Below are 18,619 nucleotides of genomic sequence, written 5' to 3'. Positions count from 1 at the left end.
AAATTACTCAAATGTATCATGCTTTCTTTGGTATATTTGAATAAATCGCGGAACAAAGGTTATTAATATATAGAACTCTAATAAAGTGGATATAAATAAGAGTGCTAAAAAGTAAATATTATTTAATCTATAATAGTGAAATATACTAAAAATATAGCAAATAAGGATGATAATGAATTTAAGAGCTGTTGCCCATTTTGGCAAAGTTTTTGGTTTTACTTTGAAGTTTATTTTTTTGTATAAAATGAGAATAGGTATTGATAAAAGCTGAAATATATCACGTGTATTTGAAATTAAAATAAACCAAAAAGGTATATAATTAAGAAAATAAAAACTTGTCAGCAAGGTGATAATTAATACTTTATCTGCAATGGGATCAAGAATGGAGCCAAAATTTGAAATTATATTATACTTTCGAGCAATGATTCCATCAAAAAAATCCGTCAAGACTGCAAGAATAGCAAAAATAAATGAGGATATTACATAATTATTAAATAAAAAATAAACTGCAGGGAGCATGAGAATGATTCTTAAAAGTGTCAAATTATTGGGAGAAAAAATTTTTAATATCATTAAGCCACCTTATTTGAGAGCCAGAAACTTTTCTTTTCTTTCAAATATGAATATAATTAAAATAACAGTATAAATAAAGTCTCATTTAATTTTTTTGACATAAAAGTATTTTGATATATGTATTTATAAATAGGTGCTCTATGAATTTTTTTTCCTTTTATTTATTTCGAATTTTCTTATTAATAAGTCATTTAATTTTATGCCAAATGGCCATAGCAAAAAAACAAATAAATATTGATTATAGTTCATATCAGAAAGTCTTAGACAGGTATGTCTTTGAAAAAAATGGAGAAACATTGGTTGACTACAAAAATTTAAAAGAAAATTCTGTAGATTTAAATAACTTTATTAAGAATATGTCTACTATTAAAAATAGTGATTATCAAAAGTTAACTTATAATGAGAAACTTGCGTTTTTAATAAATGCCTATAACGCTCTTACATTAAAATTAATTATTGATAATTACCCTTTAAAAAGTATACGAGATATAGGAGGAGTGCTTTCTAATCCATGGAAAAAAAGATTTTTTACTTTATTAGAAAAATATCATTATCTAGATGAAATTGAGCATAATATTATTAGAAAAGATTTTCATGAGCCGAGAATTCATTTTGCTCTAGTTTGTGCATCTAAAGGTTGCCCAAGTTTGGCAAAAAATGTTTTTTTGCCAGAAAATTTGCAAAATCAGTTGCAAATAGCAGCAACTAATTTTCTGGAAAATAAGAAGAAGAATTATTATAAATCAGAAGAACATAAGTTATATTTATCTAGCATATTTAAATGGTATGGGGATGATTTTAAAGAAAAATATAAGTCATTTAATAACTTTGTCATAGAAAATATTAGTAAAGATAATAATATTAAAATCCAAATTAAAAGAAGTAAATTAAAAATTGAATTTTTGGAATATGATTGGAATTTAAATGATATTTGAAATTATTATGCAATACTATTTAGTCATAATATTTTTCTTCATTATGGTATTTATTGAAAGAAAATATCCATTAAGAGAAAAAAAATTTTCAGTTAAAAAGAGAGTGCTGATAAATTTATCATTTGCATTTATCTCGTTTATAATAGCAAGATCATTTTCATACCCGATCATCTTTATAGTGAGAGGAATTTTCGGTGAAGATCATTTTGGAATACTGAAAATACTTGAGTTTAGTGCGATTTTATCTTTCATATTTTCTTTCATTTTTCTTGACTATTCCCAATATGTTTGGCATCGAATTAATCATTCCATACCTTTTTTTTGGACTTTTCATAAAGTGCATCACTCTGATCCAGATTTAGACGCAAGTACGGCCTTTCGCTTTCACTTTGGTGAACAATTTTTCGCACAATTTTTTAGATTTTTTGTGATAATGCTTTTTGCTGTACAAATGGAATACGTCCTTATTTATGATTTTATAAGTTTATTTGCAATAGTTTTTCATCATAGTAATTATTATTTTAAATACGATAAAATACTATCTAGAGTTATTGTCACACCAAGCATTCACAGCATTCATCATTCTAGAGATTTTTCTGAAATGAATTCAAATTTTTCAGTGGTTTTTTCATTTTGGGATCGGTTTCATAGATCTTTCAAAATGACGGAAAATGTGGCGATGATTAAAATTGGATTAAATGATATTGCAGAAAATGACGCAAATAAACTATTAAATATACTAGTATGGCCTTTTAATAAAAAAGATAAAGGGTCTTAAATAAAGGGTTTTAAATGAATTTTAAGCATAAAGTTGCGCTTTTTTCTGGGATAGTAGTGGAATGGTTTGAGAATATGGCATTTCTTTTACTTGCCGCACAGATTGGCCAGGTTTTTTTTAACCAGACAAGTTATGATGAAGGACAGGGGCTTATTCCTTTTGCAATAGGTTGTTTTGCTACATTTTTAGGGGCATTTTATTATGGATATTTGGCAGACAAAAAAGGTAGAGTGAGAAGTATTTTTAATACACCCATCATTATGGGATTGTCTAGCTTTGCAATGATTTTTATTCCTTCCTATGCAACATTTACTTATTCATGGGTTCTTATTTCAATAGTAAGACTGTTCCAACGTTTTGTTGTTGCTGGTGAGAATGGTGTGATTTCAATCTACGTGTTTGAGAATACAAAAGTTGGAAGGCAATTTAGAAATAATTATTTTTCTGAAGCTGCAGTATTATTAGGTATATTACTAGCAACTTTTGCGTTATATTTAGTTACACTTTATTCAAGTAATGCACATGTACAATTTAGAATAATTTTTATTATTTCAACAATATTAAGTCTTTTTGTTTTTATTATTAGAAAATTATTTTTATTTGATAAATATTTAGATGATAAAAAAAAGTATCTGCATAAAAATATTTCGAGTCTTAAGATAAATGAGTCTTCATTAAGGGATATAATTAAATATTCAATAATTGTAATGATTATTTGGTCGATAGTTCCGCTTAGTTTTTTTTATAAATTCAGTTTTCTTCCTAATATTTTAAACAATAGCTTTCACATAGAGAATTCAATTATTCTTAAAAATTTAACTTTATCAATGCTTTTTCAGCTTTTTGTCATGTATGCTGTTTCTTTTATAGGAGATAAAATACTTAAAAGAAATATTATACTTGCATTGGGATTTATAGTGCCTTTGCTCTTTTATGCAATTTCATTTCTCTATTTTGGGCAAATTTTACAGTTTTATATTTATGATTTTGGCTATGTCTTTAGTCCAGTTCTTTTGTTAATTCTATTATTTGACTTGATTCCAATGCAAATTCGTTGCACGGCATTTAATATCGGGTTTAATTTAATTGTGACAGTCTATTCTCTTTTAACAATGCCATTATATACTCAACTTTATAATAATTTTGGATGGTTTATTTCATTTTTACCTGTTTTAGTTGCATATTTATTAAGTTTTGTATGCTTTTTTTATCTTATTCATAAGAAAAAGGTGAACTTGGCATAGAACTTTTTCGTAGAGTTTCTCAGAAGGATAAATGTCATGGATTCATTAGGTTATGAAATATATATCATGCCTTCTGTCTACTCTGTATTAACAACGATAGGGTTGCTCCTACTTTTATTTTTATTAAAGTATATCTATAAAAAACTTATTCTCAAAATAGTGGATTGGAAAGGTGTACGTATCCACTCTATAAAGTTTAGATCGTTTGAGCTTTTGACAGCCGATAGAATTGTTTCTTCTCTGCTTTTCTTTTTTAAATTTTTAAGAGTATTTATTGTTTTAGCAATGTTATATTTTTATATACCACTCATTTTTAGTTTTTTTCCTTGGACGTCAGATTTAGCGCCTAAAATATATAATTATATTTTAGATCCGATTAATAAAATATTTAGAGTTACTTTTAATTTTATACCAAACATATTTTTCATAGCAATAACATTTGTTATAACAAATTATATTTTAAGATTTGTGAAATTTATTTTTTTAGGAATTGAGAATGGATCGTTTCAGATAGAAGGTTTTTACAAAGATTGGGCGACACCCACATATAAATTAATCCGTATTTTAATAATGTCATTTACATTAATTATTATATTCCCATATTTTCCTGGCTCTGGTTCCCCTGCTTTTCAAGGTATATCAGTTTTTTTAGGTATTCTCTTTTCTTTAGGATCGAGTTCTGCAATCGCAAATATGGTTTCTGGTGTACTTTTAACATATATGCGCCCATTCAAAGTGGGTGACCGGGTTAAAATTGCTGATACTATAGGAGATGTAATTGAAAAAAATCTGTTAGTTATTCGTGTAAGGACGATCAAAAACGTAGATATTACGATTCCAAGTTCCATGGTTCTAGGCAGTCATATTGTGAATTACAGCTCTTCAGCTCAATCTCATGGACTAATTTTAACCTCAATTGTCACTATAGGCTATGAGACTCCTTGGCGGAAAGTGAATGAGATATTGATCAAAGCAGCTTTAAAAACAAAAGATATACGTCCTGAGCCAGCACCTTTCGTCTTGCAAGTGAAACTGAATGACTACCATGCATCTTATGAATTGAATTGTTATACGAAGCAACCTAATTTAATGGATGAAACACATTCAGAACTAAATCAAAATATTCAAGATTTATTTAAGCAAGAAAATGTGATTTTAATTTCTCCAGTATATTATAGTTTATTGCAAAAAGATCAGATTAAATAAATACTTAATGGATAATCTAATCATATATTTGTAAAATACTGCTAAAATTAATTCCCCAAACTTTATAGATTATAAAAATGATATTTTGATATGTATTGCAATATTTTATTATTAAAATTCGTATTCACTTGAGGTTAAATATATATGTTCAAGAAATTATAAAACATTCATTACTGAAAAAGATATAACGTAGATAATATTAATAATATTTTGGCATCAAAGAATTCTTAAAAGAACTAATACTTTATGCCACTCAATTCTCATTGATTTGATTAGGGTGCCAAGGTGACGGAGGTTACATTGTATCAGAAGACTTAGAAGGAATTGAATATTGCTTTTCTACAGGTCATAGTGTGCAAAATCTCGATCAAACCTTGACTTTTCCTCATACACTTAATTATTAAAATTGTATTGAAAATCCTCATATTATTTTGCCGAAATGCGAGCATAAGTAAAGCAATATTTTAAATAAGAAGTGTTTTATATAAATAGTTATTATTTCTGAAATTTAATTAAATTATAAAAAAAAAATAAATTATTATTAAATTTATTAATAATAATTAATATTTTATAAATCATTGGAGAGTGCCAGCGAACCAGTAATTGTATTTAATATATTTTAAATAAATTTATCAAGCAAAAGTATATAAATAATTTACCTTATAAATTTTATCAATATATTCGTATAAATATATGTAAATATTGATAAAAACATATTTATTTTTATATATAAAAGTAGTAAAATAATAAATTTTTTGATAAAAAATTTGTGCTAACAAAAAAAATAGATTATATAAAATTTTGAAAATTATATACATAGTTCTTATTTGTAATTTTAAGCAATTTAAATTCCCATAATGTTGAAGTATTTATGATTACATAATGGGTTAAATTTAAAAATATAAAAGGGTTTAGTTTGAGAGAATTTGCTGGGCTCCCTCGAAGTTTATATATATTATTAGTAGGCCATTTCATTAATAGATTAGGTTCTTTCGTAGTTATGTTCTTGGCCGTAAATTTAACAAATACGAATCAGTTTACTGTTGAATTTATCGGAGTAATTGTTTCGATTTTGGGAGTTGGAAGTTTTCTTGCAGGGCCTTTAGGTGGGCTTTTATCAGACTTATATGGAAGAAAAAAAATTCTTGTTTGGTCTTTACTTTTTAATTCAATATTATTGCTAATTTTAGCTTTAGTTAAGAGTAAAATATCGATATTAACCGTCGTTTTTCTTTTAGGATTTTTGGGTAATATGTATAGACCAGCAGCTTCATCGCTTATATCAGATATTGTGCCAAATAATGATTTGTTAAGAGCATATCGCCTTTACCATTGGTCATTTAATTTAGCAGGGACAGTAGGTGCTGCTCTTGCAGGTTATATACTATCCAAAGGTTTTTTTCTATTAAGTGCTATAAATGCTTTTTCTTCATTTATATATGCGTTAGTAATTTGGATATTTATTAAAGAAATTAAAACTCAAAAAGTGGCTCGAAAGATTTCTCTTTTATCTAAACCTTTTTTTGACCCTATATTTTTTAAATTATTTATGATTACTACTATCGGAAATATTGTATTTACCCAGTTATATGTTTCATGGGCAATTGATTTAACTAAACGGGGGATATCTACAACAGAATATGGTTATCTTCTTTCTGTAAATGGTCTCTTAATAATTTTTTTACAACCTCTTCTTGGTCCTTATATCCGAAATTTTAGGCCTAAATATGTTTTAGCGCTTTCGGCCATATTAATTGGAATTGGATTTGGAATGAATGCATTTACAGGGACTTTTTTATATTATTTGGTTTCCGTTGCTTTTTGGAGTTTAGGGGAAATAATTTCTGCAGGTATAGTTCTCTCAATTGCAGCTAAAATTGCACCCATTGAGCTAAAAGGTGTTTATCAAGGCACTTGTCAAATGACATTCACTATTCCTCAGTTTATTTCTCCTATTTTTGGTTCATTTATTTTAGGAAATTTTGGAAGCACAACTCTATGGATTTCTTGTTTTATAATAAACGTTTTTGTAGCTATTGCTTATTTACTATATAGGGCTGAAGACGAAAGATTTTCAACTTCTAGTTTGGTAACGAAATAATATTAAATAATATTATTTAATATAAATGGCTAATAAATTAAGATATATCAATAGTTTCTATACAGCTAATACATCAGGAGATATGCGATGCCTAAGTTAATTGTTTTAAATATTTCAACTGAACAAATGATGGGAGGGGTAATTAATCCAGAATTTTTAATAAGGGCATTAAAAAGACCAGATCGTAATTCTTGGCTTGCAGATGAAGATGATATTATTGTAGCATCTTCACAAATTTCTAGCGAATTTTTAAATTATGTGTCTGAAAATTATGGATATTCAAATAACAAAATTAAAGTAATAACTCCAAAAAAAAGTTCATCTAATCCGCAAATCTTAAGCGATGAAGTTTTGTTGAGTGATGATATAATCAATTCTTTAAAATCTGAAATGTGCATCGAGAAAAAATGGAATTTATGCGCATGCTATCAAACATCAGGATTAATAGAATTATGTAGAAAACTGAATATTGATATGCCCTCAGGTTTTGAATTTATAGAGCAAAAAGGACCTGATTTATTTAATAGAAAATCACATTTCAGAAGAATTGCCGCTGGAATTAATTTATCTATTCCTAAAGGATTTGTTGTTAGTAATCCATTAAGTTTAGCTTCTTCGATTAATAATTTAATTGATGAAACAGGGATTTTGATCATTAAACAGGATCGTGGTGGTGGGGGAATGGGAAATCTCGCATTAACTAAAACAAAAGATAGACAACTTCCTGGTGTAAGTAAAGTTATTCCTTTTGATTTATCAATTGAAGAACATGCGGAGAAGATATGGTCAGAATTAACTGACTCTTGGAATAATGAACTTGTTATAGAGTGTTATCATAAATCCTCAGTCGCACTATATTGTGAATATTTCATCGACTCTAATGGTCAACCTTCCTTTTTAAGCAATGGGTCAATACGAGTTGAAAAAGATCAATCCAATCCTTTGGGAGAAATGAAATGGATAGGATTAGAAATACCCGCTATTTTGCCTTTATCAACAAACTTAAAAGTCGTAAGCGAAGCAACGCGCTTGGCTAATCAAATGGGACAAATAGGCTATCGAGGATATGTAAATATTGATATGATAGTAACATTAGACAACGAATATATTTTTAATGAAATCAATGCACGCTGGGGTGGTGGAACAGCTATGCATTTTATTGGAAATAAGTTATTAGGTAAAAACTATATGAATGAATATTATTTATCTAGTTTAAGAGAAGTTCCATCAAAATCTTTTCAAGAGGCACTTCATATATTAAAATCGAATGATTTAAAATTTAATATGCAACGGAAAACTGGTGTTATTATTCTCAGGCCGAGCATTTATTTAGATAATTCTATTGAGTGCTTAATTATTGAAAAAAGTATAGAAAAAGTTCGGGCAATTGAAAATAAAATATTGATTTTGTTTCAGGGGGATAGATGAAATCGGATTTTTTATATAAAATAAATGAAGATTTTTATCAGACATTAATAAAAAGAATCCCTATTTTATCTTCAATTAGGATAATACTAATTATTTTTGTATATACAGCGATTGGTTATACTTCTTATGTGCTTGGAAATTCTGGATTGTTACTTACACCAATCTTGAGTTTTATTCTTGCGGGATTTGTTAATGCAGGCCATGATTGTGTGCATTTAGGACAGTTTAAATCATCAAAAATGAATCGAATTTTTGGTATATTTTGGAGTACACCTCTGTTAATTAATTTTTCAAGATATAAATATCAGCATTTAATTCATCATCAAAAAACAAGTTTTGATGGGGATACTGAACCTTCGTTTGAGTTTAGATCATTTAAACAATATCTATTTGAATTTATAGGAATTCATTATTGGTACGCAGTTTTAAGAGGGATTTATAGAATCAATCGAAATTTATTCCCAGAATCGGTTCAATTAAATAGAAATAAAATTTTTGATGTTAAGATAGATAATGCTATAATAGAAGTATTCATTCTAATAACATTTTGTATAACATATAAATTTCCTATTATTATGCTTCATTTTTATTGGATACCACTTTTATTTTACCCAGGCATTCTTTTTGTCTTTAGCTTACCTGAACATTACAAATGTGAAAAATTTTCGAAGGATATTCGTACTAACACTCGTAGTGTCTCATCAAATTTTTTAGTTAGATTTTTTATGTGGAATGCTAATTATCATTCTGAACATCATGCATTTCCTAGAATACCTGCTAATAATTTGGGAAAATTAGAAAATGTAATTCCAAAAAATTATTTTAATACTGATACGTCTTATATATATTTTCATTATAAAGTAATATTAGAATTAGTTAATAAGAAAAAAAATAAATGTGAAATATGATATTATTATTTATAAATAAATGGGGGTTTATTTCTGATAATAGTTTGAAAAATAATAGTATTATTTTAATAATTTAATTATCATATATATATTTTAGGTTTTGGCACTAAGTAGTTATTTTATATACTTAACCTTTAAAAAAAAGGAAAAATTATGAAAATTGATCATCATTTCTTAACTTCTTTAATTCCTTCGAATCATCCATTTGACTCGATCAATATTGAAAATATGAAGGGATTTATGGCGAATTATTTGGCAATGTCTCAAGCTTTTCCATATTTGCAAGCAGGTTCGCAAAAGGATCTTTTTTTTAACTATATGAATGATAATAAACCGATAGATAAGGATTTGGAAATAACGTCCGTTGTCGGAAATTTTTTAAGTTGGGATGAAACAGGTGGATTATTCATCACACTTAGAAAAAAAATGGCAGGAATATCTGAAATATTGAAGACAGAAAAATATTTTCACTCAAATAATCTTCAAGATGATCTTTATATGATTTTTGGGCAGAATATTTCTCCTTATTATTCAGAAACTACAAAAAAATATTTAAATAAATTGTATGAAAAATTATCTGATAATGATAGTATAAAAAGATGCGCTACGATGGTTAGTTTTGAAGTTCATGCGAATAATATGATTACATCGTTGTGGGATTCATTGGCAAATAGATATAATTTTTTAATAAAAAATGAACTTAAATACTTTTATAATCACGTGGGCGGCGAAGATCCAGCAGAGCAATATCATGTGAAAATGACAGAAGAAATGATAGAATTAATTGCAAATAATGAAGAGAAAAGATCATTATTTATAAAATATTTCACTGAGAACTATAAATTTCATACAGAGTGGTGTGAGGCAATTAAGAATGAATCAATTCATTGAATGGAAAGATTTTGAAAAGGTTGAATTGCGTTGTGGCACAATAGTTGAAGTTGCGCTGAATGAAAAAGCATTAAAACCAGCTTATATCCTTAAAATATATTTTGGTGAAAATATTGGCTATAAAATAAGTTCAGCACAAATCAGACAGAACTATTCACAGGAAGATTTAATAAATAAAAAAATTATTGCAGTTATGAATTTTCCACCAAAAAAAGTAGCCGGTGTGAAGTCTGAAGTTTTAGTTTTAGCAACTGTATGTGAAAATAAAGGAACACTTTTGATTGAGCCTCATTCTTCAGTTATTCCTGGGAGTCAGGTCTTATAGATAAAAAATTATCCTTTATATAGTTTTTTAATAATGGAGAAATAAAATAATATTTATATGAAATAATTTTATATATATTTTCATGGAGAAAATATGAGCGAAGATATTAATAATATATATTCTGAAATTGACTATAAAATAGAAAGAGTTTGGTATTCTGGCAAGTGCCATTGTGGTGGCGTCATATTTGAGGCAAGTGCAAGTAGAAATTTAACCATTACTCTCTGTAATTGCGATATATGTTTTATGTCTGGTCACCAAGAGCTTATGGTTACCGAAGAACGATTTAAATTGCACCGTGGTCAAGAATATTTAAAACCCTATCGTTTCGGTAATAAGATTGCAGATCATACGTTTTGTGTTGTGTGTGGAATTATGCCATTTTATCGGCCCAGATCGCATCCAACAGGTTTTTTTAGTGTGAATGCAAGATGCCTAGATTTAAGTCTGGCTTTAAGTAAAGAATATGTAAATTTTGATGGGAAAAATTGGGAGAAAAGTATAGCTGAAGGGAAGCATAAATTAACTGAATAAGTCTTAAATAAAGTTAAAATATTTTATATTTATAATGTTTACTCAAAAAAAATAATTATTCATCCATCAATTCAGAAAAACGAATGAGGATTGTGGATATTGCTCACCTATGGAGTAAAAAGCAAATTATAAAATTAAATTGTCCACTTTTAGGGGATCAGATCAGTATTGCAGCAAGCATAAATTTCTCCTCGTAGAATTAAGTAATGACATTTGGCTTCCTGCAGCGTAGTCATGTGCGTTTGTAACAAAAAGAAGACAAAAGAAAAATTTATTTTAAATATTATTCTGTCTTTAATAGAAGCAAAAAATATTTATAAAAAATTATACTAAAAAAATATGAATTTGAAAATAATATTTTATAAAAATATAATTTATTAATTTTTCAATTATAATTAAAATATAAATTATAATTTATATTTTTCTATTATATTTATGAATCTGCAGAATGGTACCTTATCACAAATTCATTCACGTGACAGGTGTGCGCAGCTAGTTTAGATTTTAAAACTTGAATTTCTTTTCTATTTTTTCTAATAAATTCTTATAAATATAGATAAGTTTGTTTAGTCAATTTGTTTCAAAGTTTCATTTTTTAGCAGAGTAGTTAGTGCAAAATGAGTTTTTCGTAAACTATGGTTCAAATATCTTGTAAGTATTACAATTTGTGTAAAAGATAATGTAACAGCTAGGCAAGAGTTATTTTTTTTAAACACTTGATTTACTGATCCTTTAAAATAAATTTCTATGCTTACTTATTCATCCATTAATTCTGGAAAACGACTGAGAATTATTTTTTCTATTTCGACTGAGTTTTCTTCCAAAGCTTTCCCAGTGACATCAAGAACGGGCCAGCGTTTATTGCGTTTGAAAATCTTACGGCTCCACTCTAATTCTTCGAAGATTTTTTCAATATCCGCATAATCGCCTATATCATCAGTTCCAAGCGCTTCTATTCTCGCAGCACGGATTTCTGCGAGTCGAGTCGGATCAATTATAAGGGCAATGATTTTGTTCTGATCGATATTTTCTAATTCTTTTGGCGGTTCTATGCCTGGAACAAGAGGAATATTGGCAACCTTATATCCTTTATGGCCAAGATACATAGAAAGAGGAGTTTTGGAGGTGCGTGAAACACCAATCAAAACAATATCAGCTTCTGCGAGATCGCTCGATATTATTCCATCATCGTGCCGCACAGTGTACTCAATGGCACTTATTCTTTTAAAATATCCTTCATCTAATTGGCGAAGGAGACCTGGAATGGCGCTGGGTCTTCTTCCTAATTGTTCAGAGACTGTTTCCATGAGTGGGAATAAAACATCGACTACTTTCACGCCAAGCTGCATAGATCGAGAAATTAAAAATATTCTGAGTTCAGGATCAACCAGAGTTGCTACAACTGTTGCTTTTTTATTTCGTGCATTTAAGAGAATTTCTTCAAGCATTTCTCTACGGCGGATTTTATTAAAGCGTTCTATATGAATATCTGCGTGATCGAATTGGACACGAACGGCTCTAACAATACTGATTGCCGTTTCACCAGTGCCATCTGACACAGTAAATATATTTGGCACACTTGTGTCTGTTTGTTTAAGCATAATAAAAAACCTCTTATATAACCGCAAGTTCAGATAAATTATCGGTTGGCAACTGACAGCCATTTTTATTACAATATGAATAGCTTATTTCAATATTTTGCGCAAATATTTCATTGCAATAATTAGTTAAATTATCAATATTGTATTTGTCGTTATGCTGATTGCCTATAACAAAATATTTTGAATCTGTGGAAAAAATATGTGAATAAATTTTATTAAAATGTTTGAGAGTTGCTAATTTACTATTCGATTCATTTAAAATAACAACATTTTTATGTTCAAACCATTTTACTTTTTGCAGCATTTGTGCGCAAGCTATTGGGACATTTTCTGATAAAGAAACAGTATTTGAGAGCGAAATAAGCGCAAGTGATTCTAGCATTTTATGCTCGCTTTGACTGAGTGATTCATATTTGCCTGTAGCGCCAAGCCAGGCTATTATTTTAGAAATACTACCAAATATTGCAGAATGTGCACTGTGAATGACATTATCTTCAGGTTTTGTTGGTCTATTAACGTGATCTTCTTGTTTGGCAGAATAATATAAAATACCTTCAATTGGATCGATAAAGTTTTTATGAATTTCTTTTACAATATTTAAAATTTCTTTCAAAAGAGAATCGCTGCCAGTTACAAGTAGCGTTTCTGTGCAGGCTTCAAGCAGATATCCGAGGTCATCTGAAAATGCGTTTATGTTTGCTGAAATACCGTTATAAACATGTTTATATTCATTACTTACTTTGAAAATAGATAAAATATTTACTAATTTATCCAGAGCAGATTTGAACATATCTGCGTTATTTAAATATAAAGAAGATTGTAATAATCCTGTAACAGCAAGACTATTCCAACTGAGTAGACATTTGGTATCGAGTTCTGGGCGAATACGTTTTTCGCGTTCTTTAAAGAGTATTTCTCTTGCTTGTTTCTTATAAATATTGAATTCATTCAGCGATATATTATTTTTTTTGCAAAATATACTAATGTCTTCAGGTATTGTTAAAATATTTGTCCCATCGAAATTTCCATTTAATGAAATATTAAAATAATTAAGAGCAAATTCCTTTAACTCAAAATTGTTATTAAAAACTTCAGAAAAATCTTCGTGGAAAAAAGTATAGAATAATCCCTCTTCACCTTCGCTATCTGCATCTTCAGCGCTAAAATATAAAGCACAAGAATTATTTTTTAAATCTCGTTCTAAGTAAGAATAAATATTTTGAGCTGTTTCTTTAAGTTCGGAGGCTAAAACGGGGTTTTCATTTTTTAAAATACAATGCGCAGCAGAAAAAAGTGATATAATTTGGGCATTGTCATAAAGCATTTTCTCAAAATGAGGAACAAGCCATTGAGTGTCGACGCTATAACGAGCAATACCTCCGCCAATTTGGTCTATAATTCCACCACATCTTATTTTATTTAAAGTAAAAATAGCATGCGCTACATTCGCTTTATTTTTAGAAAAAAGCAGAGCGGATAATTTTGCGGGTTGCGGAAATTTAGGGGCTCTACCAAACCCGCCATTGATTTTATCCGAGTCAAGTTCCAATAAATCAATCAATCTATTGTAAGTATTTTGCAGATTTTCAATCATTTTTTCAGTAGTAAGAGATTTATCATTTAGTTTTTTTTCAAGCATGACTAAACTTGTTGATTGGGCTGTTTCTTTTAAATACTCCAAAATTTTACTACTTCGTTCGTTGATATCTTTTTTATTTTCATCATAAAACTTTGCAATTGCGGAAAGAACATCTTTAAATGAAGGCTGTCCATATTGTGCTTCTAAAGGAAAATATGTACCCCCGTAAAAAGGCTTGAGATCGGGTGTGAGAAAGACACTCAGGGGCCAGCCACCATGTTTAGTCATGAGTTGAACGGCTTCCATATATATTTCATCGATGTCGGGCCGTTCTTCTCGATCAACTTTTATATTAATAAAGTTTTCATTTAAGAAATCTGCTGTTTCTTTATCATCAAAGCTTTCATGCGCCATGACGTGACACCAATGACAGCTTGAATAACCTATCGATAAAAAAATCGGTTTGTCGTCTTTTTGTGCGTTTTCAAATGCTTCTTTGCACCATGGATACCAATTGACAGGATTATTTTTATGTTGAAGAAGATAAGGACTTGTTTCTTTATTTAATTTATTTTCAGACATTTAAAGTAACCTACTTCATTATTAATTTTCGTCAGGGTTTATTATTTTATCTGATATTCTCTTTTGGATTTCATCAGACTGTATATTTTCAATACTTTCATTAAAGCGAGAGATATATATTCTTCTGATGACAACCTCTTCATCAATACGATTGATAAGTGTGCTATGATTCTCTACTGGTTCCAAATAACGAAGCGAGTGAACATCTTTTATGATAATTTTGAAATTATTTTTCGAGGACTCTTCTCTTCCTTTTGGTGAAAATCGAGTTAAATTGGTGCTGTTTTCAATTATTTCTGATGGGCAGCCAATTTCTTTTAGAAATCCAACAATAGCTGGACAGAGAGATGGGGTTGTACGATATGAAGTTTTAGGTATAAATTCTTCATATACTCTCTTCCAAAGTTTTCGATTGTAGACGAGATCGTTCAAAATATTGCTTAAATAATCCGTGATTTTATCGGCATATTTTTCTTTTAAATACGGGACAAAAGTATGATCATCTAATTTTAAATATTCGTCTATTTGTATCGGTAAAGTGAAACCAGATATTTGTTTGTTAACATGTTGAAGCATCGCTTCACAGGCAGTGACCGTTTTGTGAAAATAGACTTGTTGATACATGCTCCAACGTGCCCGTAAATAATCTTCAAAGGCTGAAACGCCGCTTCTGCGCATGGCTAAGTGATACTGTGATGTTTTGGTATTTAAGTAGAAACCAACGGAGTCTAAAATGCGGCCTAAATCAAAATAACCATAAACTATTCCACACTCTCTAGAATCTCGTAAAAGATAATCCATCCTGTCTGCGTCGACTTCTCCGCTCACTATTTCATGTAAGAGGTTTCTTAAACCACTTTTCGCTAGGTCGTTTTCTGGATGGGGCTCTACAGATAAGTCTAAAACGGCACAAATGTCTTGCCCCATTTCTGCTGTGAGGAATTCGCTATCAAAATTAAATATTTTAGCAATAATTAGAAGAGTATATACCTCATGGCGAATATTTAATTCTAAGAAATTTACGTTTTGTTTTTTAAATTTATGGATCTTTTTATGCAATGACTTAGCCAGCCAATCAGGGAGTTTTAAAGAATCTATATTGTTTTCAAAATTCTTCCAAGACATCATAAACCGCTCTCCTGAATGACTGAAAGGGGCATGGCCACAATCATGGAGAAGAGCAGCAAAGCGTAGGCATTGAGAGAGATAGACACTTTGTTCTAGAAAATTCAGAGCTTTATCTGTTGAGCTGAGGGAGCCATTGGTTTTTTCGTACTCCCAAAGGTTTTCGCAGATGTGTTTAGGTGTTGCTTGATAAGCTGAATTGAGTGCAGAAAGCATTCTGCGTTGATTGGCGATTATTGAGTTGAGAACAAGACCTGCCACATGCATAACTCCCAAAGAATGCTCAAAACGAGAGTGTGAAGCTCCTGGAAAAGCATATTGAGTGAATGCTGTTTGATTTATACGTCTAAGTCTTTGAAATTCTGGGCGATCTATGATTATTTTTTCAGCTTCGGTAAATGGTATCGTATCATGCAGAGAATCTCGAATTTTTCCGATAAATGTGAGGCTAGATGTGTTTTTATCAACTATAGAATACCCCTTCCAACCTGAAATAAGTCCCATTTTTTCTCCTTTTATAAACTACGTAACAAAAAATGTATAAATGTTAAATAGCTGCGCAAATTCTATGCAAAATAAATTGACAAAGACTGTTTGTCTAGGGTATTGTTGCTGATGCTTTGACTTACGAAAACAGACTCATTTAGGTCTCGTTTTTGATGCATGAAGTTTAGGGGCGTCCGACACACAAAGTTTATATGCGCTAAGAAATGTTGGTTGAACCCTGGTTTCACATTTGTATCAGAGTTTTTTACTTACATTCTCTCTAGGCGACTCATTATTAGGTTTTTTTGAAAGTGTCAAATCTTAACTTCAAGTTTTTCACTACAGTTATATGAACATAACTTTTTGAAATTTATTTGAAAAATTTTGTATTCAAAAATTTTTGGGTACTTTGGGGGCTCCTTGGTTTTTTCATCGATGAAATCTGTTTGCATAAGAATAAAGTTATTAAATTTAGATAGTATTACATTTTTTATTTAAAAAACACAAGTGTAACTCGTTGTTTTGCTTGAATTACTCTGCCAAGTTTCAACGGGTTTTAACTTTTTCTGGAGGTCTTGCTGCATGAATGCTGAAAAATTCTATGATTTTACTGTTGGTCAAAAAGCTGTTTATCCTTGCCATGGTGTTGGAACAATAGAAAACATTGAAGAATGCAGTATTGGTGGGGCTCAGCAGGATTTTTACGTTTTAAAAATCCATTCTACGGGTGCGAAAGTCATGGTGCCTACACGTGCTGCAAAAACAGTAGGACTTCGTTCCGTCATTTCTCTTCCAGATGTAGAAAAAGTTTTTCAAATCTTGCAATCTCCTTCAAAAAAGTCGACTGCAACTTGGAATCGTCGTTTTAGAGCTTTAAATGATAAGTTAAACACTGGCGATCTTGTTGAAATTGCAGAAGTTTTAAGAGATCTGTCCTCTCTTAGCTCCGACAAAGAGCTTTCTTTTGGCGAAAAGAAAATGCTTGAACGCGCTCGTAATATGCTCGTTTCGGAAATCTCTGTTGCCCGTGGCGAAGAAAAAAGTGTGATAGAACACGAGTTAAATCATATACTTTTCGCGATTTAAGTTCACCTATAAAAAAAGCCCCTCAAAAAGAGGGGCTTTTTTTATAGGTGAATAAATTTAAAAATTTCTATTCTTCAACGTGAGACAAAAAATCTTTGGCAAATTGTGAAAACGTGCCAGCAACGATAGTGTCTCGAATTTTTTCCATTAGGCGTTCATAAAACCAGGTATTATGATAAGCAATCAGTTTCCACCCTGTAGGTTCTTCACATTTTGTCAATTGATGTAAATAAGCTCGGGTGAATCGTTTGCATACGTAACATGCACAAGAAGGATCGATCGGGCTTTGCTCGCGTGCATGGAAAACTCTGCGCATTTTTACTTTGCCTGAAAAGGTATAAGCAACCCCTTGGCGTGCATGATTTGTAGGTATTATGCAGTCGAACATATCAATGCCCGCTCGAACGCTGCGAACGAGATCGTGTGGGGTACCAACTCCCATGAGGTAGCGTGGTTTTTGAGTCGGTAAAAGACGAGCGGTGAAATTGGTAAAATGTTCACGTTCTTCATCGGTTTCTCCAACTGCTAATCCCCCAACAGCATAACCATCAAAATTAAGATCAACTAAAGTTTCGGCACTTTCTTTGCGGAGATTTTCGTGAATTGCACCTTGAACAATGCCAAAGAGTGAATTTTCATCTCTTGTTTTTGCCAGTTTACAGCGTTTAGCCCAGCGGTGGGTTCTTTTCATGGCATCGACGCAAACTTCATACGGACTTGTTGAGGGAACGCAAACATCAAGAACCATCATGATATCGGAGCCGATTGTTTCCTGAAAGGCAATATCACTTTCCGGAGTAAGGCGTTTATAACTTTGATCAATATAACTTTTAAAAGTAACCCCTTTTTCTCCTATAACTCTTTGATGAGGAAGAGAAAATATTTGAAATCCCCCACTGTCCGTTAAAATAGGTTTATTCCAGCCAATGAGTTTATGGTACCCCCCCACGTCTTTTAAAATTTCAGGCCCTGGGCGCAAATACAGGTGATAAGTATTGCCTAATATGATTTGCACGCCAATTTCTTCGATTTCAGTGTGATCAAGTGTTCTCACCGCTCCGAACGTCCCTACGGACATAAAAACGGGGGTTTCGATGGTTCCATGAGCTGTGTGGACACGTCCGCGTCTTGCTTCTGAGTGGGGATCCTTGGCAATGTAATCGAATTTTAGTGGCATGAGTCTGAGATCCAGTATGTGATTTGAATTTTTAAATGCTATAAACAATCAAATGACGAT

The 18,619-nt window shown here is 30.4% G+C and carries 16 protein-coding genes; 11 read left to right on the top strand and 5 right to left on the bottom strand.

Annotated features, from left to right (window positions below):
* Positions 1–3: 3 nt before the first annotated feature.
* Positions 4–573, bottom strand: coding sequence for a CDP-alcohol phosphatidyltransferase family protein (locus EZS29_RS14785; RefSeq protein ID WP_130612536.1), 570 nt, complete (start codon positions 571–573; stop codon positions 4–6).
* A 296-nt stretch (positions 574–869) separates the two neighbouring features.
* On the opposite strand from EZS29_RS14785, the gene EZS29_RS14780 reads away from it, so the two are divergent.
* From EZS29_RS14780 to EZS29_RS14735, 10 genes are all read left to right on the top strand, one after another.
* The gene (locus EZS29_RS14780) at positions 870–1,508 is read left to right on the top strand and encodes a DUF547 domain-containing protein (protein ID WP_172603982.1); all 639 of its coding nucleotides are present in this window, start codon (positions 870–872) and stop codon (positions 1,506–1,508) included.
* Positions 1,498–2,286 (top strand): sterol desaturase family protein, encoded by a 789-nt coding sequence (locus EZS29_RS14775; RefSeq protein ID WP_130612531.1) that lies wholly within the window; start codon positions 1,498–1,500, stop codon positions 2,284–2,286. Before EZS29_RS14780 ends, EZS29_RS14775 begins: the two co-directional genes overlap by 11 nt.
* 14 nt (positions 2,287–2,300) lie before the next feature.
* Entirely contained in the window at positions 2,301–3,530 is a 1,230-nt protein-coding gene (locus tag EZS29_RS14770) for an MFS transporter (protein ID WP_130612528.1), read from the top strand.
* Between the two features lie 36 nt (positions 3,531–3,566).
* A complete protein-coding gene (locus EZS29_RS14765) occupies positions 3,567–4,736 on the top strand; it encodes a mechanosensitive ion channel family protein (protein WP_130612525.1) in 1,170 nt (389 codons plus the stop codon).
* Between the two features lie 916 nt (positions 4,737–5,652).
* On the top strand, positions 5,653–6,837 hold the full coding sequence (locus EZS29_RS14760) for an MFS transporter (RefSeq protein WP_172603981.1): 1,185 nt from the start codon (positions 5,653–5,655) through the stop codon (positions 6,835–6,837).
* Between the two features lie 87 nt (positions 6,838–6,924).
* On the top strand, positions 6,925–8,265 hold the full coding sequence (locus EZS29_RS14755; protein ID WP_130612519.1) for a preATP grasp domain-containing protein: 1,341 nt from the start codon (positions 6,925–6,927) through the stop codon (positions 8,263–8,265).
* Positions 8,262–9,173 carry a fatty acid desaturase family protein gene (locus tag EZS29_RS14750; protein ID WP_130612516.1) on the top strand — a complete coding sequence of 304 codons (912 nt, stop codon included), beginning with the start codon at positions 8,262–8,264 and terminating at the stop codon, positions 9,171–9,173. Before EZS29_RS14755 ends, EZS29_RS14750 begins: the two co-directional genes overlap by 4 nt.
* 153 nt (positions 9,174–9,326) lie before the next feature.
* Positions 9,327–10,064, top strand: coding sequence for a hypothetical protein (locus EZS29_RS14745; protein ID WP_130612513.1), 738 nt, complete (start codon positions 9,327–9,329; stop codon positions 10,062–10,064).
* The gene (locus EZS29_RS14740) at positions 10,048–10,389 is read left to right on the top strand and encodes a tRNA-binding protein (protein ID WP_130612510.1); all 342 of its coding nucleotides are present in this window, start codon (positions 10,048–10,050) and stop codon (positions 10,387–10,389) included. The genes EZS29_RS14745 and EZS29_RS14740 overlap by 17 nt, the downstream gene beginning before the upstream one ends.
* Positions 10,390–10,482: 93 nt before the next feature.
* Entirely contained in the window at positions 10,483–10,923 is a 441-nt protein-coding gene (locus EZS29_RS14735) for a GFA family protein (protein ID WP_130612507.1), read from the top strand.
* Between the two features lie 755 nt (positions 10,924–11,678).
* On the opposite strand, the gene EZS29_RS14730 is transcribed toward EZS29_RS14735, so the two are convergent.
* Genes EZS29_RS14730 through EZS29_RS14720 form a run of 3 tightly spaced genes read right to left on the bottom strand, consistent with a single transcriptional unit; the run spans position 11,679 to position 16,314 of the window.
* Positions 11,679–12,524: a pyruvate, water dikinase regulatory protein gene (locus EZS29_RS14730; RefSeq protein ID WP_172603980.1), complete on the bottom strand. Its 846-nt coding sequence runs from the start codon at positions 12,522–12,524 to the stop codon at positions 11,679–11,681.
* A 13-nt stretch (positions 12,525–12,537) separates the two neighbouring features.
* Complete coding sequence (locus tag EZS29_RS14725) at positions 12,538–14,685, bottom strand: thioredoxin domain-containing protein (protein ID WP_130612500.1); 2,148 nt, start codon at positions 14,683–14,685, stop codon at positions 12,538–12,540.
* Between the two features lie 21 nt (positions 14,686–14,706).
* Positions 14,707–16,314: an HD domain-containing protein gene (locus EZS29_RS14720; protein ID WP_130612497.1), complete on the bottom strand. Its 1,608-nt coding sequence runs from the start codon at positions 16,312–16,314 to the stop codon at positions 14,707–14,709.
* A 564-nt stretch (positions 16,315–16,878) separates the two neighbouring features.
* On the opposite strand from EZS29_RS14720, the gene EZS29_RS14715 reads away from it, so the two are divergent.
* Positions 16,879–17,382, top strand: coding sequence for a CarD family transcriptional regulator (locus EZS29_RS14715; protein ID WP_130612494.1), 504 nt, complete (start codon positions 16,879–16,881; stop codon positions 17,380–17,382).
* Positions 17,383–17,449: 67 nt separating this feature from the next.
* Here the strand turns inward: EZS29_RS14715 and tgt are convergent, their stop codons facing one another.
* Positions 17,450–18,559: a tRNA guanosine(34) transglycosylase Tgt gene (gene tgt / locus EZS29_RS14710; protein WP_130612491.1), complete on the bottom strand. Its 1,110-nt coding sequence runs from the start codon at positions 18,557–18,559 to the stop codon at positions 17,450–17,452.
* Positions 18,560–18,619 lie beyond the last annotated feature (60 nt).

This window comes from Fluviispira sanaruensis (assembly GCF_004295685.1).
GTDB lineage: Bacteria > Bdellovibrionota_B > Oligoflexia > Silvanigrellales > Silvanigrellaceae > Silvanigrella > Silvanigrella sanaruensis.
This window is presented reverse-complemented; position numbering and strand designations above follow the sequence as displayed.

What these genes read in the sequence shown, in the direction of transcription:
- EZS29_RS14785 (WP_130612536.1), bottom strand. Translation starts at nt 573, where the DNA reads ATGATATTAAAAATTTTTTCTCCCAATAATTTGACACTTTTAAGAATC.
- EZS29_RS14775 (WP_130612531.1), top strand. Translation starts at nt 1,498, where the DNA reads ATGATATTTGAAATTATTATGCAATACTATTTAGTCATAATATTTTTC.
- EZS29_RS14770 (WP_130612528.1), top strand. Translation starts at nt 2,301, where the DNA reads ATGAATTTTAAGCATAAAGTTGCGCTTTTTTCTGGGATAGTAGTGGAA.
- EZS29_RS14765 (WP_130612525.1), top strand. Translation starts at nt 3,567, where the DNA reads ATGGATTCATTAGGTTATGAAATATATATCATGCCTTCTGTCTACTCT.
- EZS29_RS14755 (WP_130612519.1), top strand. Translation starts at nt 6,925, where the DNA reads ATGCCTAAGTTAATTGTTTTAAATATTTCAACTGAACAAATGATGGGA.
- EZS29_RS14750 (WP_130612516.1), top strand. Translation starts at nt 8,262, where the DNA reads ATGAAATCGGATTTTTTATATAAAATAAATGAAGATTTTTATCAGACA.
- EZS29_RS14745 (WP_130612513.1), top strand. Translation starts at nt 9,327, where the DNA reads ATGAAAATTGATCATCATTTCTTAACTTCTTTAATTCCTTCGAATCAT.
- EZS29_RS14740 (WP_130612510.1), top strand. Translation starts at nt 10,048, where the DNA reads ATGAATCAATTCATTGAATGGAAAGATTTTGAAAAGGTTGAATTGCGT.
- EZS29_RS14735 (WP_130612507.1), top strand. Translation starts at nt 10,483, where the DNA reads ATGAGCGAAGATATTAATAATATATATTCTGAAATTGACTATAAAATA.
- EZS29_RS14730 (WP_172603980.1), bottom strand. Translation starts at nt 12,524, where the DNA reads ATGCTTAAACAAACAGACACAAGTGTGCCAAATATATTTACTGTGTCA.
- EZS29_RS14725 (WP_130612500.1), bottom strand. Translation starts at nt 14,685, where the DNA reads ATGTCTGAAAATAAATTAAATAAAGAAACAAGTCCTTATCTTCTTCAA.
- EZS29_RS14720 (WP_130612497.1), bottom strand. Translation starts at nt 16,314, where the DNA reads ATGGGACTTATTTCAGGTTGGAAGGGGTATTCTATAGTTGATAAAAAC.
- EZS29_RS14715 (WP_130612494.1), top strand. Translation starts at nt 16,879, where the DNA reads ATGAATGCTGAAAAATTCTATGATTTTACTGTTGGTCAAAAAGCTGTT.
- tgt (WP_130612491.1), bottom strand. Translation starts at nt 18,559, where the DNA reads ATGCCACTAAAATTCGATTACATTGCCAAGGATCCCCACTCAGAAGCA.